The sequence below is a fragment of the Aquabacterium sp. genome (genome assembly GCF_050725395.1).
Lineage (GTDB): Bacteria > Pseudomonadota > Gammaproteobacteria > Burkholderiales > Burkholderiaceae_C > Aquabacterium.
In genome coordinates this window covers 34,687-53,124 of sequence record NZ_JBOHHL010000033.1, presented here as the reverse complement: position 1 = coordinate 53,124, position 18,438 = coordinate 34,687, and the positions used below count along the sequence as shown (strand labels likewise).

The following is an 18,438-nucleotide window of genomic DNA, read 5'->3' as shown; positions in this document are numbered from 1 at the left end:
GTATTGAGAGTTGATGAGTTTGGTCAAAGCTGTTGAAAGCACCGTGACTGGTTTGGGTTACGAGTTGGTGGAATGCGAACGCACCCCGCAGGGGTTGCTGCGCGTGTACATCGACCGCCTGCCCGGTGGTGCCTACGATTTGCCGGGCGAATACGTCACGGTGGAAGACTGTGAAAAGGTCAACCGCCAGCTTCAATATGCGCTGGAAGTGGTCAATGTCGATTACAGCCGCCTGGAGGTTTCTTCTCCAGGTCTGGACCGCCCATTGACGACGGCCGCGCATTACGAGCGCTTCGCTGGCGTCGAGGTCGAGGTGTCCTTGAAGGTTCCTTTCCAGGGCCGCAAGAACTACCGTGGCGTTCTGGAGGCCGTCGAAGTGCCGGAAGGTGAAACCGCTCCTGAGGGTGGATCCTGGCAACTGGTCTTCAAGGTGGGCGAAGGCAAGAACGCAGTAGAGCAAGCATTGGGTTTCACGCTCGATGAAGTCCGCGCCGCACGGCTCGTGCCGGTGGTGGATTTCAAGGGGCGAGGCCGCCGGGTGGCAACCCCGGAGGCTGGTGAAGTAGCCGTGGATGAGGCGCAAGATCTCGGAGGTCAGAACAAATGAACCGCGAATTGTTGATGTTGGTGGATGCGATCTCGCGCGAAAAAAGCGTGGAACGCGACATCGTGTTTGGGGCTGTTGAATCGGCGCTGGCTTCGGCCACCAAAAAGCTGTACAGCGGCGAGGTGGACATCCGTGTCGCCGTCGACCGTGAAGATGGCAACTACGAGACCTTCCGTCGTTGGCACGTCGTGCCGAACGAGGCCGGCCTGCAACTGCCCGACGCAGAAATCCTGCTGTTCGAAGCGCAAGAGCAGATCGCCGACATCGAAGTCGATGACTACATCGAAGAGTCGATCGAATCGGTGCCCATCGGCCGCATCGGTGCGCAAGCCGCCAAGCAGGTCATCTTGCAAAAGATCCGCGACGCCGAGCGCGAACAGCTGCTGAACGACTTCCTGTCGCGTGGCGACAAGATCTTCGTGGGCACCGTCAAGCGCATGGACAAGGGCGATGTGATCGTCGAGTCCGGCCGCGTCGAAGGCCGCCTGAAGCGCAGCGAGATGATCCCCAAGGAGAACCTGCGCACCGCCGACCGCGTCCGCGCCTACATCCTGGGTGTCGATTCCGCCGTTCGTGGCCCGCAAATCATGCTGTCGCGCAGCGCTCCCGATTTCATGATCGAGCTGTTCCGCCAGGAAGTGCCCGAGATCGAACAAGGCCTGCTCGAAATCAAGAGCTGTGCCCGTGACGCCGGTTCGCGCGCCAAGATTGCCGTGCTCTCGCACGACAAGCGCGTCGACCCGATCGGCACCTGCGTGGGCGTGCGCGGTTCGCGCGTCACCGCCGTGACCAACGAATTGGCCGGCGAACGCGTCGACATCGTCTTGTGGTCTGAAGATCCGGCCCAATTTGTGATTGGTGCGCTGGCCCCGGCCAACGTGCAATCCATCTTCGTGGACGAGGAAAAGCATGCCATGGACGTGGCCGTGGACGAGGAAAACCTCGCCATCGCCATCGGCCGTGGTGGTCAGAACGTGCGCTTGGCGTCCGAATTGACCGGCTGGCGCATCAACATCATGACGAAGGAAGAATCGGCGCAGAAGCAAGCCGTTGAAACCGACGTCATCCGCAAGCTCTTCGTCGACAAACTCGACGTCGACGAGGAAGTGGCCGATATCCTGATCGCCGAAGGCTTCACCAGCCTTGAAGAGGTGGCCTACGTGCCCCTGCAGGAAATGTTGGAAATCGAGTCGTTTGACGAAGACACGGTCAATGAGTTGCGCACCCGCGCAAAAGACTCACTGCTGACCATGGAAATCGCCAAGGAAGAAGAAGTCGAGACTTTGTCGGAAAATCTCAGGGGTCTGGATGGTCTGACCACCGAGTTGATCACCAAGTTGGCCGAGGCCGGTATTCACACCCGTGACGACCTGGCCGACCTGGCCGTCGACGAGTTGACCGAGATCACCGACGTGGGCGAAGAACAAGCCCGCGGCCTGATCATGAAGGCTCGCGAACACTGGTTTGCCTGATCAACATCATCCGTCCACCCTCGACTTCTCGTTTAGCAAGTACATCGCAAGGATTAACACAATGGCCGTGACCACCGTCACACAACTCGCCGCGGAGCTCAATCGTCCGGCAGCAACACTGCTGGAGCAGTTGCATTCAGCGGGCGTGCCGAAAGCTTCGCACGAAGACGTGGTCACGGAGGCGGACAAAGAGCGCCTGCTGGATCATCTTCGCCACGCCCACGGCTCGACCGGGGCTGATCGCAAGAAGATCACGCTGACGCGCAAGTCGACCACCGAAATCAAGCAGGCGGATGCTTCCGGCAAGGCCCGGACCATCCAGGTCGAGGTCAAGAAGAAGCGTGTCTTCGTCAAGCGCGACGACGCGACCGAGGAATCCGCCGCGCCCGAGATCGACGAAGCCGATCTGCAGCGCCGCGAAGAAGAAGCCCGCCAGGAAGCTGAAGCTCTGCGCCTGCAGGAAGAAGCCCTGACCGAGCAACGCCGCCAGCGGGAAGAGCAGGAACGCATGCAGCGCGAAGCCGCCGAAGCGGCCCAGGCCAAGGCCGCCGAAGAGGCTGCGCGTGCCGCCGAGACCACGGCCGAGCAGACCACTCAGCAGGAAGCCGTTGCACGGCGTGCCGCGCAAGAGGCTGCGGCGCGTGCCGAATCTGCTGCGCTGACCGCCTCGGCCAAGGGGCGCAACACCCGCAAGGCCGCGGCCGTCGCCGAGACGGTGACCCCCGTGGTGGCCTTCGCCGAAGGTGGCGACGGTGCTGATGCTTCGTCTGACGACGTGGGCTCCGCCGCGCCTGTGACCGCCAGTGCCACGCCTGCCGCTTCCGCATCGGTTGCCGCACCCGTGGCGCCTGCTGCGCCAGTCAAACCTGCTGGCGGTGTTCGCGTGGTCAAGGCCGCGACGATCGAGGCCGAGGAAAAGCAACGCATCGCCGATCTGGCCGGCCGCCGCAAGGCCGCAGAAGACGAAGCCGCCGCGATCCGCGCCATGATGTCCGCGCCTCGCAAGGTGCTGACGGCCGCCAAGCCTGTTGAGCCTGCCAAGGCGGTAGACGCCGCCGGCAAGGAAGGCATCAAGGGAACCATCCACAAGCCCAAGGGTGCGCCTGGTGCGGCTGCACCTGGCACTGCTGGTGCCGCCAAGCCCGGCGACAAGAAATCGGTCAAGTCCGAGAAGCTCTCGTCGAGCTGGGCGGACGATGCCAAGAAGCGTGCCGCCGCTGGCAAGCCGACCCCGGGTGGTCGCTCGCCAGGTGGTGCCAATGGCTGGCGTGCGCCGGGTGGCCGTGGTGGCCGCCGTGGCGACAACCGCAACAGCGATCACCAGTCCAACTTCGTGGCTCCAAGCGAGCCGCAAGTCATCGAAGTGCACGTGCCTGAAACCATCAGCGTGGCCGATCTGGCACACAAGATGTCGGTCAAGGCTTCCGAGGTCATCAAACAGTTGATGAAGCTGGGCCAGATGGTCACGATCAACCAGCAACTGGACCAGGAAACGGCCATGATCCTCGTCGAGGAACTGGGCCACACCGCGGTTCCCGCCAAGCTCGACGATCCGGATGCCTTCCTCGAGGAAGAACACGCCGCTCAAACGGGCGAAATGCTGCCCCGCGCGCCTGTGGTCACGGTCATGGGTCACGTTGACCATGGCAAGACCTCGCTGCTGGACTACATCCGGACCAGCCGCGTGGCGGCCGGTGAAGCGGGCGGCATCACGCAGCACATCGGTGCGTACCACGTCGACACGCCTCGCGGCATGATCACTTTCCTGGACACCCCCGGTCACGAGGCCTTCACGGCCATGCGTGCCCGTGGCGCCAAGGCCACCGACATCGTCATCCTGGTGGTGGCGGCGGACGACGGCGTGATGCCGCAGACCAAGGAAGCCATCCACCACGCGAAGGCCGCTGGCGTGCCCATCGTGGTCGCGATCAACAAGATCGACAAGCCGGACACCAACCTCGAGCGCGTGCGCCAGGAGTTGGTGGGCGAGCAGGTCGTGCCTGAAGAGTACGGTGGCGATTCGCCTTTCGTGCCCGTGTCGGCCAAGACTGGCGTGGGCATCGATGCCCTGCTGGAACAAGTGCTGTTGCAGGCTGAAGTGCTGGAGCTCAAGGCACCGACCGAAGCCATGGCCAAGGGCCTGGTCATCGAAGCGCGCCTGGACAAGGGCCGCGGCCCCGTGGCCACCGTGCTGATCCAGACCGGCACGCTCAAGCGCGGGGACGTGGTCCTGGCGGGTGCCAGCTACGGCCGTGTTCGCGCCATGCTGGACGAGAACGGCAAGCCGATCGCCGAAGCCGGCCCTTCGATCCCGGTCGAAATCCAGGGCCTGACGGAAGTGCCGGCCGCGGGTGATGAATTCATGGTGCTGGGCGACGAACGCCGTGCCCGTGAAATCGCCACCTTCCGCCAAGGCCGTTACCGCGACGTCAAGCTGTCCAAGCAACAGGCCGCCAAGCTCGAGAACATGTTCGAGAACATGGGCCAGGGCGAAGTGCAGAACCTGCCGCTGATCCTGAAGGCCGACGTGCAAGGCTCGCAAGAAGCCCTCGCAGCCTCGCTGCTCAAGCTGTCGACGCCAGAGATCAAGGTCCAGATCGTTCACGCCGCCGTGGGTGGCATCAGCGAATCCGACGTCAATTTGGCCATCGCTTCGAAGGCTGTGCTGATCGGTTTCAACACCCGTGCAGACGCTGGCGCCCGCAAGCTGGCCGAGCACAACGGTGTCGACCTGCGCTACTACAACATCATCTACGACGCCGTGGATGAGGTGAAGGCGGCCATGTCGGGCATGTTGGCGCCGGAATTGCGCGAAGAAGTCATCGGTTCGGCCGAGATTCGCCAGGTGTTCATCGCTTCGAAGATCGGCACGATCGCGGGTTGCATGGTCACCAACGGCATCGTTCGCCGCAGTGCGCGTTTGCGCCTGCTGCGCGAGAACGTGGTCATCTACACCGGCGAACTCGAAGGCCTCAAGCGCTTCAAGGACGACGTCAAGGAAGTCAAGGAAGGCTTCGAGTGCGGCCTCAACATCAAGGGCTACAACGACATCAAGGAAGGCGATGTCCTGGAGTTCTTCGAAATCAAGGAAGTTGCTCGCACCTTGTAAGGCATTCACGTGCCTTCGGGCCCGACCCGCGACCCCGCCTTCACCCGGCGGGGTTCGTGCTTGAGGGCCCGTGCTTCAGGAGTTCACCATGCGCCATAAAAAATCAGCTCCCAACCGCAGCCACCGCGTCTCTGACCAGATACAGCGCGACGTGGCCGAGCTCATCCGCGATCTGAAGGATCCGCGCATCGGCATGGTCACGATCAACCATGTTGAAGTGACGCCCGACTACGCGCACGCCAAGGTGTTTTTCTCAATCTTGACGGGCGACTCGCAAGCCTGCGAGCTGGCCCTGAACGAGGCGGCCGGTTTCGTCCGAAACGGCCTGTTCAAGCGCCTGCAGATCCACACCGTGCCCACCTTGCACTTCCACTTCGACCGCACCACCGAGCGCGCGGCCGAACTGAGCGCCCTGATCAACAAAGCCGTGAAAGACAAGGCCAAGGACGCGGAGCCGGATGCTGCCCCTTCAAGTAAGGAAGAGGCCCAGCCCGAATGAACACCCGGCCGCCGCGTCAACCGCGCCGTGCTCTGCACGGCGTCATCCTGCTGGACAAGCCTTTGGGCCTGTCGAGCAATGACGCCTTGCAGAAAGTGCGCCGCCTGATGCGCGCCGAGAAGGCCGGGCACACCGGCACGCTGGACCCTCTGGCCACGGGCTTGCTGCCTTTGTGCTTCGGCGCCGCGACCAAGTTTTCGCAGGTGTCCCTGGAGGCCGACAAGGCCTACCGCGCCACGCTCAAGCTGGGCCAGACGACCACCACGGCCGATGGCGAAGGCGAGGTCGTGCAAGAGCGCCCGGTGCAGGTCGACGATGCCAAGATCGCCGCCGCTTGCGCTGCGTTCAGCGGCGAGATCGACCAGGTCCCGCCCATGCATTCGGCCCTCAAGCACGAAGGCCGCGCCCTGTACGAATACGCCCGGGAGGGCATCGAAATCGAGCGTCCCTCGCGCCGCGTCACGATTCACGCCATTGACATCGTCGGCTGGCAGGCTGACAGCCTGACGCTTGACGTGCGTTGCAGCAAGGGCACCTACATCCGCACCCTGGCCGAGTCCATCGGCGAGCACCTCGGCTGTGGCGCACACCTGCAGGGCCTGCGCCGCACCGCCAGCGGGGGCACGACGCTGGAAGGCGCTGTGACCCTGGACGCCCTGCAAGCCATGACCGAAGCCGAGCGCGACACCCACCTGCAAGCCGCCGACGTGCTGCTGGCCGATTGGCCGGCCGTGGTGCTGGACGAAAGCGAAGCCGGCCGTTTCCTGACCGGCCTGCGCCGCCGCGTGAAGCTGGAAGACGCGCCCCAAGTTCGGGTCTACGGGCCCAACCCCACGGCGGCCGCTGGCCAGTTGCCGCGGGTGCTGCTGGGCAGTGCCCACATCAAGGCCGGTGAATTGATACCGACCCGTTTACTCAGCCCTGCCGAAGTGCAAGGGCTGTTGACCCCAGTTCTTTGATTTCAGACAGTGAGCCTCGCATGAGCAAACAAATCCGCAATATCGCCATCATCGCCCACGTTGACCATGGCAAAACGACCATGGTTGACCAACTGCTGCGCCAGTCGGGCACCTTCGCCGAACACGAAAAAGTGGTCGACACCGTGATGGACAACAACGCCATCGAACGCGAGCGGGGCATCACCATCCTGGCCAAGAACTGCGCCGTGAGCTGGGAAGGCACGCACATCAACATCGTCGACACCCCGGGCCACGCCGACTTCGGTGGTGAAGTCGAACGCGCGCTGTCCATGGTCGATGGCGTGGTGCTGCTGATCGACGCGCAAGAAGGCCCGATGCCCCAAACGCGCTTCGTGACCAAGAAGGCGCTGGCCCTGGGCCTCAAGCCCATCGTCGTGGTCAACAAGGTCGACAAGCCCGGTGCCAAGCCCGACGCCGTGGTCAACGCCGCTTTCGACCTGTTCGACAAGCTGGGCGCCACCGACGAGCAACTGGACTTCCCCGTGGTGTATGCCTCCGGCATCAACGGCTGGACGTCGTTGACCGAAGGTGCGCCTGGCGAAAAGTGGGGCGAGGACATGTCCGCCCTGTTCAACACTGTGCTCAAGCACGTGCCCGCTCAGAAGGGTGATCCCGCCGCCCCCCTGCAACTGCAGATCTCGGCGCTGGACTTCTCGACCTTCGTGGGCCGCATCGGCGTGGGCCGCATCAGCCAGGGCACGATCAAGCCCAGCCAGGATGTGGTCGTGATGGAAGGCCCCGATGGCAAGTCCATCAAGGGCCGCGTCAACCAGGTGCTGACTTTCCAAGGCCTGGACCGCGTGCAAGTGACCGAAGCCGGTCCTGGCAACATCGTGCTGATCAACGGCATCGAAGACATCAACATCGGCGTGACGGTGACCGACCGTGAGAACCCACAGCCGCTGCCGATGCTCAAGATCGACGAGCCCACCCTGACCATGAACTTCTGCGTGAACAACTCGCCTCTGGCGGGTCGTGAAGGCAAGTACGTGACCAGCCGCCAGATCTGGGACCGCCTGCAGAAAGAGCTGCAGCACAACGTCGCCCTGCGCGTGAAGGAAACCGACGAAGACGGCATTTTCGAAGTGATGGGCCGTGGCGAACTTCACCTGACCATCCTGTTGGAAAACATGCGCCGCGAAGGCTATGAGCTGGCCGTGTCCAAGCCCCGCGTGGTCTTCCAGGAAATCAACGGCGAGAAGTGCGAGCCCATGGAATTGGTGACCGCCGACGTCGAAGAAATCCACCAAGGTGGCGTGATGCAGGCACTGGGTCTGCGCAAGGGCGAAATGGTCAACATGGAGCCGGACGGCCATGGCCGAGTCCGCCTCGAGTACCGCATTCCTGCACGTGGCCTGATCGGCTTCAGCAACGAATTCATGAACCTGACGCGTGGTTCCGGCCTGATCGCCTCGATCTTCGACGGCTACGAGCCGCACAAGGGCGACATCGGCGGCCGCAAGAACGGCGTGCTGATCTCGATGGACGAAGGTGAAATCTTCACCTACGCCCTGGGCAAGCTGGACGACCGTGGCCGCATGTTCGTCAAGCCGAACGACCCGGTGTACGAAGGCATGATCGTCGGCATCCACAGCCGCGACAACGACCTGGTGGTGAACGCCACGCGCACCAAGCAGCTGACCAACTTCCGTGTCTCGGGCAAGGAAGACGCGATCAAGATCACGCCGCCGATCGACCTCACGCTGGAATACGGCGTTGACTTCATCGACGACGACGAACTGGTCGAGATCACGCCCAAGAGCATCCGTGTACGCAAGCGCCACCTGAAGGAACACGACCGCAAGCGTGCTTCGCGCGAAGCCTGATCCGGCACCGAGCCCATCCTGACGATTGGGCTAGGATGCGAAGGCCTGCATTCCTCTTGGGGAAGCAGGCCTTCTGCTTTTTGGAGACCAATGGATGGAAAGCCTGATTCTCACCGAGGTGATCGGCGGCCTGGGTGTGGTGACGCTCAACCGGCCCAAGGCCCTCAATGCCTTGTCGCTGGAGATGGTGCGGGAGCTGGACCGTGTGCTCAGGCGCTGGGCCGCGGATGGGGCCGTTCACGGCGTGTTGCTGCGCGGTTCGGCCCGGCCGGCCGAAGCCGGCAAGCCTGCCGGCCCGGTGCATTTCTGCGCGGGCGGTGACATCCGCTTCATGCACCAGGCGGCCACCACGGGCGATCTGGCCCTGGATGATTTCTTCACCGAAGAGTACGCGCTGGACCACCTCATCCACACCTTTGCCAAACCGGTGATCGCGTGGCTGGAGGGCGTCACCATGGGCGGTGGCATGGGCCTGGCCCAGGGTGCACGTTTGCGGGTGGTGACACCAAGTGTGCGCATGGCCATGCCGGAGACCCGCATCGGGCTCTTTCCCGACGTGGCGGGCGGCCATTTCCTGTCGCGCCTGTCGGGGCATGTGGGCGAATACTTGGGGGTGGTCGGTCCGCAACTCAATGCCGCGGAGGCCTTGGGCCTCGGCCTGGCCGACGTGGGCGCGCAGGCGGACAGCCTGACTGTGTTGCTTCAGGACCTGCAAGAACGTCCCTTGCGCCAGGGCGATGACGTGTGCCAACGCGTCAGGTCGCATGCCGAGCAGCATGACACTGGCGACTGGCCCGAGGCTGCGGTGCTGGCGGAAGCGCCCCGCATCCAGCGACATTTCAGCTTGCCAACGGTGCAGGCCATCGAGGCCTCCTTGAAGCAGGACGACAGCGAGTGGGCGCGTCAAACACTGCACCACATGGCAGGGCATTCGCCCCTGATGATGTGCGTCACGCTGGAGCAGATCCGCCGCGCGCGGACCATGCCGCTGGCCGATGAGTTCCGGATGGAACGCGACTTGGTGCGCCATTGCTTCGGGCTCCGCAAAGGCGCCGCGAGCGAAACGGTCGAAGGCGTGCGCGCCTTGGCCATCGACAAGGATCAGCGGCCCCGCTGGCATCCCGCCACCCTGGGCGAGGTGACGCCCGACATGGTGGCAGCGTTCTTCCAGCCTGTCTGGCCCGACCACGTCCATCCGCTGCGTGATCTGCTTGCAGTCGCCGGAGATGAGCGAGCAGCATGAAGGACGAAGTCCTGCCTGCCAAACCTTGATGAACTCGGAGCCGCACAGGGTGGGATAACTCTGAGAAAATGCAGGCGCCGCCTGGTTGACTGGATTAGCGGTTGAAGGCGTGATCTCTGGTGCACCAATGAATTCCGAAGTAAAACAAGAACTTGGCCAGGCTTCAACGGCCTGGCGTCTGTCCGTCGCGCCCATGATGGACTGGACCGACCGCCACTGCCGCTATTTCCACCGTCAGCTCAGTCGCCACGCTCGCCTGTACACCGAAATGGTGACCACCGGTGCCTTGCTGCATGGCAATGTTCCCCGCCACCTCGATTTCAACACCGAAGAACACCCCGTGGCCTTGCAATTGGGGGGCAGCGAGCCGGCGGATCTGGCAGCCTGCGCCAAACTGGCCCAGCAATGGGGTTATGACGAGGTCAACCTCAACTGCGGCTGCCCCAGCGAACGCGTGCAGCGTGGCGCCTTTGGTGCCTGCCTGATGGCCGAGGCGCCCTTGGTGGCCGATGGCGTCAAGGCCATGCTGGACGCCACGGGCGGCAACGAGCGCATGCCGATCACGGTCAAGCACCGCATTGGCATCGACCAGGGCGAAAGCTACGAGTTCGTGCGCGACTTCGTGGGCACGATCGCCGATGCCGGCTGCGAGGTTTTCGCGGTGCATGCCCGCAATGCCTGGTTGAAAGGCCTGAGCCCGAAGGAAAACCGCGAGATTCCGCCACTGCGCTATGAATTCGTGCACCGGCTCAAGCGCGATTTTCCGCACCTCGTCATCGTGCTCAATGGCGGGATGGCCGACAACGCGCAGATCGCCGAGCAGCTCAAACCCGGGGCGGTGTACGAAGGGGTGACGCTGGACGGCGTCATGGTGGGGCGAGCGGCCTACCATCAACCCTGGATGATGGCCGACTGGGATGCCTTGTTCTACGCCGATTCATCTTTGGGCACCGACCGGCGCCGCGAGGACCTGGAAGCCCTGATGGTGGCTTACTGCGAACGCGAAATGGAGCGGACCCAGGGCATGGACGGGGCCGCGGTGCGTTGGCCTTCGGTCATTCGGCACATCCTGGGGTTGTACAACGGTTTGCCTGGTGCCCGACGCTGGCGCCAAGTCTGGTCAGACCATCAACTCAAGGCCTTGCCGCCTTCCGAGGTCATGAAGCTGGCGCACCAGCGCGCGGCGGCCTGAAAGGGCTCACCAACCGCGCGGTTTGCGAGACAGTTTTTCGATCAAACTCAGGCCGATCAGGAGCAGGCCATACTTGAAGGGTGTGGAGAGCTCGGCGAGGTCGCCGCTGAGCGGGTTGTCCAGGAACTGGGTGAAGCCCGCTGATGCTTCGGCGGGCAGGGTGCCGCTGGCCATGGTTGACGTGACCGGCGTGGCGGCGCTGGCCTGTGGCATCAAGGCAGGACTGAGCGTGGCGGCCAGGATCACGGCGAGGGCGAAATGGTGGTTGATCGGCTTCATGGTGAAACATGACCTGGCGGCGGGCATCAGGCGAATGTCAAGGTGAGGCGTACTGTCGTCGATCCGAGAATGGAAGTCCTTAAAATTCATTAAAGCTTGCCGGCGGGCAGCAGGGCGATCGAGGGGTACGCTTTGCCAGACACATTGAGATTCGCAGAAATTGAAATCAGCGTCCCCGAGCGGCGCATGACGCTGGAAGGCCGCGTCGCCAGCCTGGGCGCGCGGGCCTTCGATTTGCTGGTGGCGCTGGTGGAGCGGCGGGACCGCGTCGTGTCGCGCAACGAGTTGCTGGACCTGGTCTGGCCCGGGCTGTTCGTGGAAGACGGCAACCTGGCCGTGCAGGTGTCGACCCTTCGCAAGCTGCTGGGCCCCAAGGCCATCGCCACGATCCCCGGGCGGGGGTACCGCTTCACCCTGCCAGAGAAAAACCCCACGCCCATCGCTGCCGAGGCGCCAGCCCCCGTGAACGAGCCTGGCGCTCAGTCATTGCCTGAGGTGTCGTCGGCCTTGTTTGGGCGCCACGATGACCTGGCCACTTTGGCGCATTTGCTTCGCGAGCACCGCCTGGTGTCGGTGGTCGGGCCGGGCGGCATCGGCAAGACCTCCCTGGCCCTGGCGGCGGTGCATGCCCGTCCCTTGTCGCTGCGCGATGGGGCGGTGTGGGTGGAACTGGCCCCCATTTCCGACGAGGCCCTGTTGCCCGGGGCGCTGGCCCAGGCCCTGCGCCTGTCGGCCACCCGGCACGCCGACCCCGTGGCCGGTCTGGTCGAGGCGATGAAATCGCTTGAAGTCTTGCTGGTGCTGGACAACGCCGAGCACCTGGACGCGGCGGTGGCCCGCTTGGCCCAGGCCCTGCTGGACGGCGCGCCCGGCGTGCGCCTGCTGGTGACCACGCAGGTGGCGCTCAAACTTGGCCAGGAGCGGCTGTTGCGCCTGGGGCCCTTGTCGATCCCGGCGCAGGGTGTCAGTGTCGCTCAGGCCCTGGAGCATGGCGCGGTGGCCTTGTTCGTGGACCAGGCCAAGGCCGCCGACCAGCGGTTCGAACTCACCACGGACAAGCTGGACACCGTCATCAGCCTGTGCCGGCAGCTCGATGGCCTGGCGCTGGCCTTGAAACTGGCGGCGGCGCGCTTGCCTTTCCTGGGCTTGAAGGGCCTGGAGGCCCGCCTGGACGAGCGGATGAAACTGCTCAGGGGCGGCCACCGCACGGCGCCAAGCCGGCAGCAGACCTTGATGGCGGCGCTGGACTGGAGCCATGGCCTGCTGTCGGCGCCCGAGCAGCGGGTGTTTCGCCGCCTGGCCGTGTTCGTGGGCGGTTTCACCCTGGACCTGGCCTGCGCCGTGGCCCGCGAGGACGATCATGGTGGCGAAGAGGCCCTGGACGACGTCGGGGTCGTCGACATCCTGTGCGCCCTGGTCGACCGATCTTTGGTGGCGGTGGATGGGGGTGATTCGCCCCGTTACCGCCTGCTGGAAAGCACGCGTGAATACGCCTTGGTGCGTTTGGCCCAAAGCGGCGAGGAAGAGGCCATCCGCACGCGCCACACCCGGGAAGTCACCGCCATGTTCGGTCGGGCCGATGCCGAGCTTTGGGTCAGCCAGGATGCCCCTTGGCTGGCCACCTACACGCCCGAACTCGACAACGCGCGCGCCGCCCTGGACTGGGCCGTGCAGCGCCAGGATCCGATCGCCGTGGGCCTGATGGCCTCGCTGGCCCGGTTGCTTTTCCAACTGCCCTTGGGCCACGAAACGCGCCGGCGCAATGAAGCTGTTCAGCCCTTGGTCGACCGGGTCGATTCGCCGTCGGTCCTGGCCCGCTACTGGGTGCGCCGGTCCCATGGGCAGTGGGGCATCGACCAGGGATTGGCGCTGGTCTACGCGCAAAGGGCGGCCGACCTGTACCGCCCTTTGAACGAACCATTCGGCCTGCACGAGGCCTTGTTCGCGATGGCCACCAGCTGGCGCTTGCCGCCCGACCAGATGGCCCAGGTGCTGACGGAGCTGCGCGAACTGGAGCGCCCGGGCTGGCCGGCCCGCATCCGGGCCGACCGCAATGTGGCGCAGGTGATGGGCCACTACACGCTGGGCGACTACGAGCCCATGTACCGCGAAGCCCAGGAAGGTGTGGCCAATGCCACCGAGGCGGGCAGCAAGCTGCGGGTGAACATCTTGCGCTGGTACGCCTGCACGGCCTTGCGGGGATTGGGGCGCATCGACGAGGCCCTGGAGGTCGGGCGCGGATCCATCGCCCTGCTGGGGCAGTGGCGCGGATGGTCGGTGGGCTACATGCTGGGCGAGTACGTGTGGTGCAACCTTGTCAGTGGCCGCCTGGCGCAGGCAAGGTCATCGCTGTGGGAATTCATGGCGCTGTCTCGCAGTGCAGGGTGGACGGCGTTCGGGTACCACAGCCACCTCTATGCGCGCATTGCGCTGGAAGATGGGCAACACGCCACCGCCGCTCGCCTGCTGGGCTTTGCCGACAAGTCCTGGCGGCGAATTGGCAACCCGTTCCCTGACGTGGCCCGGGAGCGGGCCCACATCCAGTCCGCCCTGGAGGAGTCGCTCGATCCCTCGGCATTGCAGGCGCTGCTGGCCATGGGCGAGTTGCTGGACGAGGAAACCGTGTGCACGCTGGTGTTTCCCGAGAGCTTGGCCTGAAAAAAAGGACACCGCAAGGTGTCCTTTTTGTGGGGCGAGCCCAGCTTAGACGCGCTTCTTGTACTCGTGCGTGCGGGTGTCGATTTCGATCTTGTCGCCCGAATCAACGAACAATGGCACGGGGATCTCGAAGCCGGTGCCGACCACGCGGGCAGGCTTCATGACCTTGCCGGAGGTGTCGCCCTTGACGGCGGGTTCGGTTTCGATTTCGCGCACGATGGTGGTGGGCAGTTCAACCGAGATGGCCTTGCCGTCGTAGAACACCACTTCGGCTTCCATGCCGTCTTGCAGGTAGTTGATCGCGTCGCCCATGTTTTCGGCTTCGATCTCGAACTGGTTGTACTCGGCGTCCATGAAGGCGTACATGGGGTCGGCGAAGTAGGAGTAGGTGCATTCCTTCTTGTCGAGGATGACCTGGTCCATCTTGTCGTCGGCCTTGAACACGGTTTCTTGACCGAAACCGTTCAGCAGGCTCTTCATCTTGATGCGGACCGTGGCGGCGCCGCGGCCACCGCGGCTGTATTCGGTCTTGAGCACGACCATCGGGTCCTTGCCCTGCATGATGACGTTGCCAGCGCGGATTTCTTGTGCGAGTTTCATGATGGATTCCCGAGGGGGTCGTGTTTGAGCAAAGCCTCGGATTTTAGCGCTTATCCAAGACAAAACCGCAAAGCTGGGTCACGAGATCAGGAATTTCAAGCAATCCGTGCCGGGCTGCGCGGCTTCGAGCGGCCCATTCAGGCGAGTTCAAAACGCGGCCCAGGGATTGGAAATCGCTGGGATGCCGAGTCGCCAGACCATTCCAGTTGCGCCACAACTGGCGCACATCGCCGGCCAAGGCCTCGGGCCAACCGGCCATCCAGCGGTCCATGAACGCGTCCAGTTTGCCCGCATGCACGCCGTCGTCCTGGGGGTAGATGTGCCACACGTGGGGCTGGCCGGCCCACAGTGCGCGCACCGCGGAGTCCTCGCCGCGCACGAAATTCAGGTCGCAGGCCCACAGCAGGTGGTCGAACTCGCGTTGGCTGAGGTGGGGAAGTTCGTGCAGGGTCAGGTGTTCAGGCACTGGCCGGGTGGACTGCCAGGCCCTGACCAGTTGCATGGCGAAGCCTGGCGTGACCAGCACCTGCGTGGGCCGTCCGCCCTCGGCCAAGCTGTCCAGCAAGGCGGCTACGGGGGCGGGTTCGTAGCAGAACAGGGACAGCAGCTGCTCACCTGGCGCGGGCGGGCGAAGGCCATGGGCCGCCAACCATCGATCGCGTGGCCGAGGGTGATCGGCCCGCCAGGCTTGGCGCGCGGCGTCCATCCCCGACTCTCGCAGCAGTCCGCCCGTGGCCCGCGTGAAGCCGGGGTAGTAAAACCACTTGCTCAAACCGGCCCCGGGGCCGCTCATCACCGGCGAGCGCAGGCCGTGGCAGCGTTCCACCCAGTCTTCGGCGGTCAGGTATTCCAGGTTGATCCAGACCGGCGGGATGGGGCGCTGCATGCGGGCCACGAAGGCCTCGGGTGGGTTGCAGCCGAAGGCTTCGATGACGATGTCGCCAGGTTCCTGAGGCGGCGCGTCCCAGTGCAAGACCTGGATGAGGGACGAGCGGTCAAGTTCGGGTGCCATCCAGCCCAAAGCGCTGGCGTCGTCCACCCAAAGCCGGACCGCGTGGCCTCGTTCGGCCAAATCGGCGCACAGGCGCCAGCACACGCCGATGTCACCGAAGTTGTCGATGACGCGGCAGAACACATCCCACAACATGGCGGCGCGTTCAGGCAGGTTTCAACACGCCCAGCAACCAGCGGTTGAGGTCGGCGATTTCGGGGGCGCAGACGGAGTGCGGCATGGGGTAGTCGTGCCATTCGATCTGGTGGCCGAGCGATTGCAGCAGGTCGCGCGATGCGATGGCCCGGGCCAGCGGGACGATGGGGTCGTGGGTACCATGCGCCATGAAGATGGGCGTGTCGTGGTTGCCGGCGTGGCGCTCCGAAGCGGTCTGCGCGGCCAGGGGCAGGTAACCTGACAGGCCAACGATGCCCGCCAGGCGTTCTTCGTGGCGAAGGCCGGTCTGCAGGGCCATGGCGCAGCCTTGTGAGAAGCCCATGACGACGATTCGCGAGGCCTTCACCCCACGGGCCTTTTCGCGCGCGATCAGGCCCTCGACCGTGGCTTGCGACTCGCGCACGCCTTGCTCGTCTTCGCGTCGGACGAGGTCAGCACCCAGGATGTCGTACCAGGCGCGCATCACGTGGCCACCATTGATGGTGACGGGACGGGTGGGCGCGTGCGGGAACACGAAACGCACAGGGCCCACGGCGTCCAGGTCAAGCTCTTCGGCCACGGGCACGAAGTCGTTGCCGTCCGCGCCCAGGCCATGCAGCACGATGATGCTGGCGGTGGGCTGGTCGCCGGTTTCAATCTCGATCAGTTCAAGCGACATGGACGGCTTTCGAAGGGGTGGCAAACAGCGCCCATCTTACCGAGGCTGTTGCGTCAAACCTGGTTGGGCAACCAGTTGCCATGGAAGCCAGCGGGCACGCGCACGGGCAGGTGGACCACGGCTTGCGGCGGGCCGGCCAAATCCTGGGCATTGACCACCACCAGGTCGCTCAAATCGGTGTTGGCGTCGTAGACATAGGACAGCAGCCAGCCATCATCTTCGGCCGTGGCGCCTTCGCGAGGCACGAAGACGGCCTCGCCGGTGGACCGGCCGGCGCCATGGTCGTGCACCAGTGTGCTGCCGGTGTGGAGGTCGTGCCGCAACAGTCCCCGCGCGGCTTCAGCGTTGTTGAAGCCGACGGTGTAGGCATAGCGGTAGGGCAGGGTGCTCAGGGTCTCGTTGCAGCGGGGGAACTCCTGGTTGCGGTCGGACACCACCGTGCGCTTCACCGCGCTTCGGGCCGGGTCGATGTGCCAGCGCTCGAAGGTGATGCGGGTGCCATCGGCTTCGGGGCCGATGCGAGAGCGGTCGAACATGCGCGCGTGCACGACCACGTCCAGCATCACGCCGCCGTCGTCCAAATCGTGGGCATTGCAGGTGTGGAACACATAGCAGGGGTCGACCGGGATCCAGCGGATGTCCTGCGCCTGGCCATGGCGGGGCAGCAGACCGACGCGGGCCTCGTGCCTTTCGTTCCAGCCATAAGGCAGGCCGGCGCCCTGGAAAACGTGCTTCAGCGAGAAGGTGACGGGGAGGTCCAGCACGATCACCTGCGTGCGCGTGATGGCGCAGTCATGGATCATCGGGCCGTGCTTGACCGGCAGTTCGACCACCTTGGTCACCTGGCATTGCTCGTTGACCACCATGTGGGTGACGCGTTTGGGCTTCAGCGCGTCATAGCAAATGGCGTGGGCTTCGCCCGTGGCCGGGTCCACCCTGGGGTGTGCGGTGAATGCGTGTGAGGCCTGGCTGTCGAACAGGCCGTGCCGAATGGTGTCCAACTCGGCGTTCAGTTCGACCGGGTAGGAGCCCGCCTCGACCGCTGCCCAGATGCGTCCGCCATGGGCGAACACATTGGTGTTGACCGCGTCGCCCACGCCCCGGCGCGGCCCGGGCAGTTTCGAGCGGCCTTGCTTCTGGCGCACGGAGTCGGAGCCGATCCAGCGGTTGCGGTACCACAGCGCCTGCCCATCCTGCAGGCGCACGCCGTGCACCATGCCGTCACCCGTGAACCAGTGGTAGGCGCCGGGGTTGGGCACCTGCATGGGGTTGGGGCCGATGCGCGCGTACAGGCCGTTCAGTTCGCGGGGCAACTCACCGGTGACGCGCAACTTGGTTTCCGTGCGCTCCTGTGTCACGGGCGCGTACATGCCTTCGAGGTAGGGGTTGCGGCTGGAATAGGGCACGCGGCTCTGCAGGCGCTGGCTGAGCCAGGTGACGGCGCGTTCCTTGAATGTCAGTGAAGCCATGGCCTGTCCTTCCGGATGATATGTATACAGTGTGAACATCATAAATCCAATGTGTACAATGTCAACATGAGAACCGAGAAGACCTTGGAAACGCCATCTGGGCCTTACCATCACGGCAATCTCCGCCTGGCCTTGGTCGAGCAGGGGCTGGTCTTGCTGGAAAGCAGCCCCCAGGGCGAGTTCAGCCTGCGGGAACTGGCGCGCCAGGTGGGGGTGTCGGCCAATGCCGCCTACCGGCATTTCGCCAACAAGGAAGCCCTGCTGGTTGCCCTGGCCGCCGAGGGCTTCCGCCGCCTGCAGGCGGCGCAGGTTCAGGCCGCGATGACCGTGGCGAGTCTGAAGGAAGGCTTCCGCCAAGCTGGCCGCGCCTACGTCCGCTTCGCCCAAGACAACCCCGCCTTGTTCCGCCTGATGTTCGGCGGCTTGCTCTCCAACCACCCCAGCGAAGAGTTGTCGCAAGCCGCCCACGCGGCCTTCGGCACCTTGCAGACCTCGGTGGCGCAGTTGCTGGGCCTTGACGAGGCTGACCACCGCGTCACCGTCAGCGCGATGAGCGCCTGGAGCGTGGTGCACGGCCTCAGCCACCTGGTGCTCGATGGCCAGCTCGAACACCACGGTCACCAGGCCGATGCCCTCATCGACGAGGTGCTGGCCCGCTTCGAATCCGTGTGACCTCCC

General features: G+C 64.5%; 15 protein-coding genes. 10 read left to right on the top strand and 5 right to left on the bottom strand.

Translation table 11 applies throughout. The features are described 5' to 3' along the window. Positions 1–13 precede the first annotated feature (13 nt). The 8 genes from rimP (at position 14) to dusA (ending at position 10,928) form a co-directional block, all read left to right on the top strand. A complete protein-coding gene (gene rimP / locus ACREB4_RS17265) occupies positions 14–607 on the top strand; it encodes a ribosome maturation factor RimP (RefSeq protein ID WP_431589477.1) in 594 nt (197 codons plus the stop codon). After that, the gene (gene nusA, locus ACREB4_RS17260) at positions 604–2,079 is read left to right on the top strand and encodes a transcription termination factor NusA (protein ID WP_431589476.1); all 1,476 of its coding nucleotides are present in this window, start codon (positions 604–606) and stop codon (positions 2,077–2,079) included. Before rimP ends, nusA begins: the two co-directional genes overlap by 4 nt. A 61-nt stretch (positions 2,080–2,140) precedes the next feature. Beyond that, entirely contained in the window at positions 2,141–5,188 is a 3,048-nt protein-coding gene (gene infB, locus ACREB4_RS17255; protein ID WP_431589475.1) for a translation initiation factor IF-2, read from the top strand. A gap of 88 nt (positions 5,189–5,276) precedes the next feature. Then, on the top strand, positions 5,277–5,687 hold the full coding sequence (rbfA, locus tag ACREB4_RS17250) for a 30S ribosome-binding factor RbfA (protein WP_431589474.1): 411 nt from the start codon (positions 5,277–5,279) through the stop codon (positions 5,685–5,687). Further along, positions 5,684–6,646, top strand: a complete 963-nt coding sequence (gene truB / locus ACREB4_RS17245) for a tRNA pseudouridine(55) synthase TruB (protein WP_431589473.1) — start codon at positions 5,684–5,686, stop codon at positions 6,644–6,646. The genes rbfA and truB overlap by 4 nt, the downstream gene beginning before the upstream one ends. A gap of 20 nt (positions 6,647–6,666) precedes the next feature. Beyond that, positions 6,667–8,493 carry a translational GTPase TypA gene (gene typA / locus ACREB4_RS17240; protein ID WP_431589472.1) on the top strand — a complete coding sequence of 609 codons (1,827 nt, stop codon included), beginning with the start codon at positions 6,667–6,669 and terminating at the stop codon, positions 8,491–8,493. A gap of 94 nt (positions 8,494–8,587) precedes the next feature. After that, the gene (locus ACREB4_RS17235; RefSeq protein ID WP_431589471.1) at positions 8,588–9,736 is read left to right on the top strand and encodes an enoyl-CoA hydratase/isomerase family protein; all 1,149 of its coding nucleotides are present in this window, start codon (positions 8,588–8,590) and stop codon (positions 9,734–9,736) included. Positions 9,737–9,863: 127 nt separating this feature from the next. Then, complete coding sequence (gene dusA, locus ACREB4_RS17230; protein WP_431589470.1) at positions 9,864–10,928, top strand: tRNA dihydrouridine(20/20a) synthase DusA; 1,065 nt, start codon at positions 9,864–9,866, stop codon at positions 10,926–10,928. 6 nt (positions 10,929–10,934) lie between these two features. Here the strand turns inward: dusA and ACREB4_RS17225 are convergent, their stop codons facing one another. Continuing rightward, positions 10,935–11,207: a hypothetical protein gene (locus ACREB4_RS17225; protein ID WP_431589469.1), complete on the bottom strand. Its 273-nt coding sequence runs from the start codon at positions 11,205–11,207 to the stop codon at positions 10,935–10,937. A gap of 186 nt (positions 11,208–11,393) precedes the next feature. On the opposite strand from ACREB4_RS17225, the gene ACREB4_RS17220 reads away from it, so the two are divergent. Next, positions 11,394–13,865, top strand: coding sequence for an ATP-binding protein (locus tag ACREB4_RS17220; protein WP_431589468.1), 2,472 nt, complete (start codon positions 11,394–11,396; stop codon positions 13,863–13,865). A 45-nt stretch (positions 13,866–13,910) separates the two neighbouring features. Here ACREB4_RS17220 and efp read toward each other — a convergent pair whose 3' ends face one another. Genes efp through ACREB4_RS17200 form a run of 4 tightly spaced genes read right to left on the bottom strand, consistent with a single transcriptional unit; the run spans position 13,911 to position 17,760 of the window. Beyond that, positions 13,911–14,465, bottom strand: coding sequence for an elongation factor P (efp, locus tag ACREB4_RS17215; protein WP_431589467.1), 555 nt, complete (start codon positions 14,463–14,465; stop codon positions 13,911–13,913). A 43-nt stretch (positions 14,466–14,508) separates the two neighbouring features. Then, positions 14,509–15,612, bottom strand: coding sequence for an elongation factor P maturation arginine rhamnosyltransferase EarP (gene earP, locus ACREB4_RS17210; RefSeq protein ID WP_431589466.1), 1,104 nt, complete (start codon positions 15,610–15,612; stop codon positions 14,509–14,511). Between the two features lie 10 nt (positions 15,613–15,622). Next, complete coding sequence (locus ACREB4_RS17205) at positions 15,623–16,291, bottom strand: alpha/beta hydrolase (protein ID WP_431589465.1); 669 nt, start codon at positions 16,289–16,291, stop codon at positions 15,623–15,625. Between the two features lie 53 nt (positions 16,292–16,344). Then, positions 16,345–17,760, bottom strand: a complete 1,416-nt coding sequence (locus ACREB4_RS17200) for a carotenoid oxygenase family protein (RefSeq protein ID WP_431589464.1) — start codon at positions 17,758–17,760, stop codon at positions 16,345–16,347. A 66-nt stretch (positions 17,761–17,826) separates the two neighbouring features. Here ACREB4_RS17200 and ACREB4_RS17195 point away from each other — a divergent pair, with 66 nt between their 5' ends. Next, entirely contained in the window at positions 17,827–18,432 is a 606-nt protein-coding gene (locus ACREB4_RS17195; RefSeq protein WP_431589463.1) for a TetR/AcrR family transcriptional regulator, read from the top strand. Positions 18,433–18,438 lie beyond the last annotated feature (6 nt).

Bases quoted from the DNA above. Each gene is read 5' to 3' on its own strand.
- rimP (WP_431589477.1), top strand. From the start codon at position 14: ATGAGTTTGGTCAAAGCTGTTGAAAGCACCGTGACTGGTTTGGGTTAC.
- earP (WP_431589466.1), bottom strand. From the start codon at position 15,612: ATGTTGTGGGATGTGTTCTGCCGCGTCATCGACAACTTCGGTGACATC.
- ACREB4_RS17225 (WP_431589469.1), bottom strand. From the start codon at position 11,207: ATGAAGCCGATCAACCACCATTTCGCCCTCGCCGTGATCCTGGCCGCC.
- ACREB4_RS17200 (WP_431589464.1), bottom strand. From the start codon at position 17,760: ATGGCTTCACTGACATTCAAGGAACGCGCCGTCACCTGGCTCAGCCAG.
- dusA (WP_431589470.1), top strand. From the start codon at position 9,864: ATGAATTCCGAAGTAAAACAAGAACTTGGCCAGGCTTCAACGGCCTGG.
- nusA (WP_431589476.1), top strand. From the start codon at position 604: ATGAACCGCGAATTGTTGATGTTGGTGGATGCGATCTCGCGCGAAAAA.
- ACREB4_RS17195 (WP_431589463.1), top strand. From the start codon at position 17,827: ATGAGAACCGAGAAGACCTTGGAAACGCCATCTGGGCCTTACCATCAC.
- efp (WP_431589467.1), bottom strand. From the start codon at position 14,465: ATGAAACTCGCACAAGAAATCCGCGCTGGCAACGTCATCATGCAGGGC.
- ACREB4_RS17205 (WP_431589465.1), bottom strand. From the start codon at position 16,291: ATGTCGCTTGAACTGATCGAGATTGAAACCGGCGACCAGCCCACCGCC.
- ACREB4_RS17235 (WP_431589471.1), top strand. From the start codon at position 8,588: ATGGAAAGCCTGATTCTCACCGAGGTGATCGGCGGCCTGGGTGTGGTG.
- typA (WP_431589472.1), top strand. From the start codon at position 6,667: ATGAGCAAACAAATCCGCAATATCGCCATCATCGCCCACGTTGACCAT.
- infB (WP_431589475.1), top strand. From the start codon at position 2,141: ATGGCCGTGACCACCGTCACACAACTCGCCGCGGAGCTCAATCGTCCG.
- rbfA (WP_431589474.1), top strand. From the start codon at position 5,277: ATGCGCCATAAAAAATCAGCTCCCAACCGCAGCCACCGCGTCTCTGAC.
- ACREB4_RS17220 (WP_431589468.1), top strand. From the start codon at position 11,394: ATGACGCTGGAAGGCCGCGTCGCCAGCCTGGGCGCGCGGGCCTTCGAT.
- truB (WP_431589473.1), top strand. From the start codon at position 5,684: ATGAACACCCGGCCGCCGCGTCAACCGCGCCGTGCTCTGCACGGCGTC.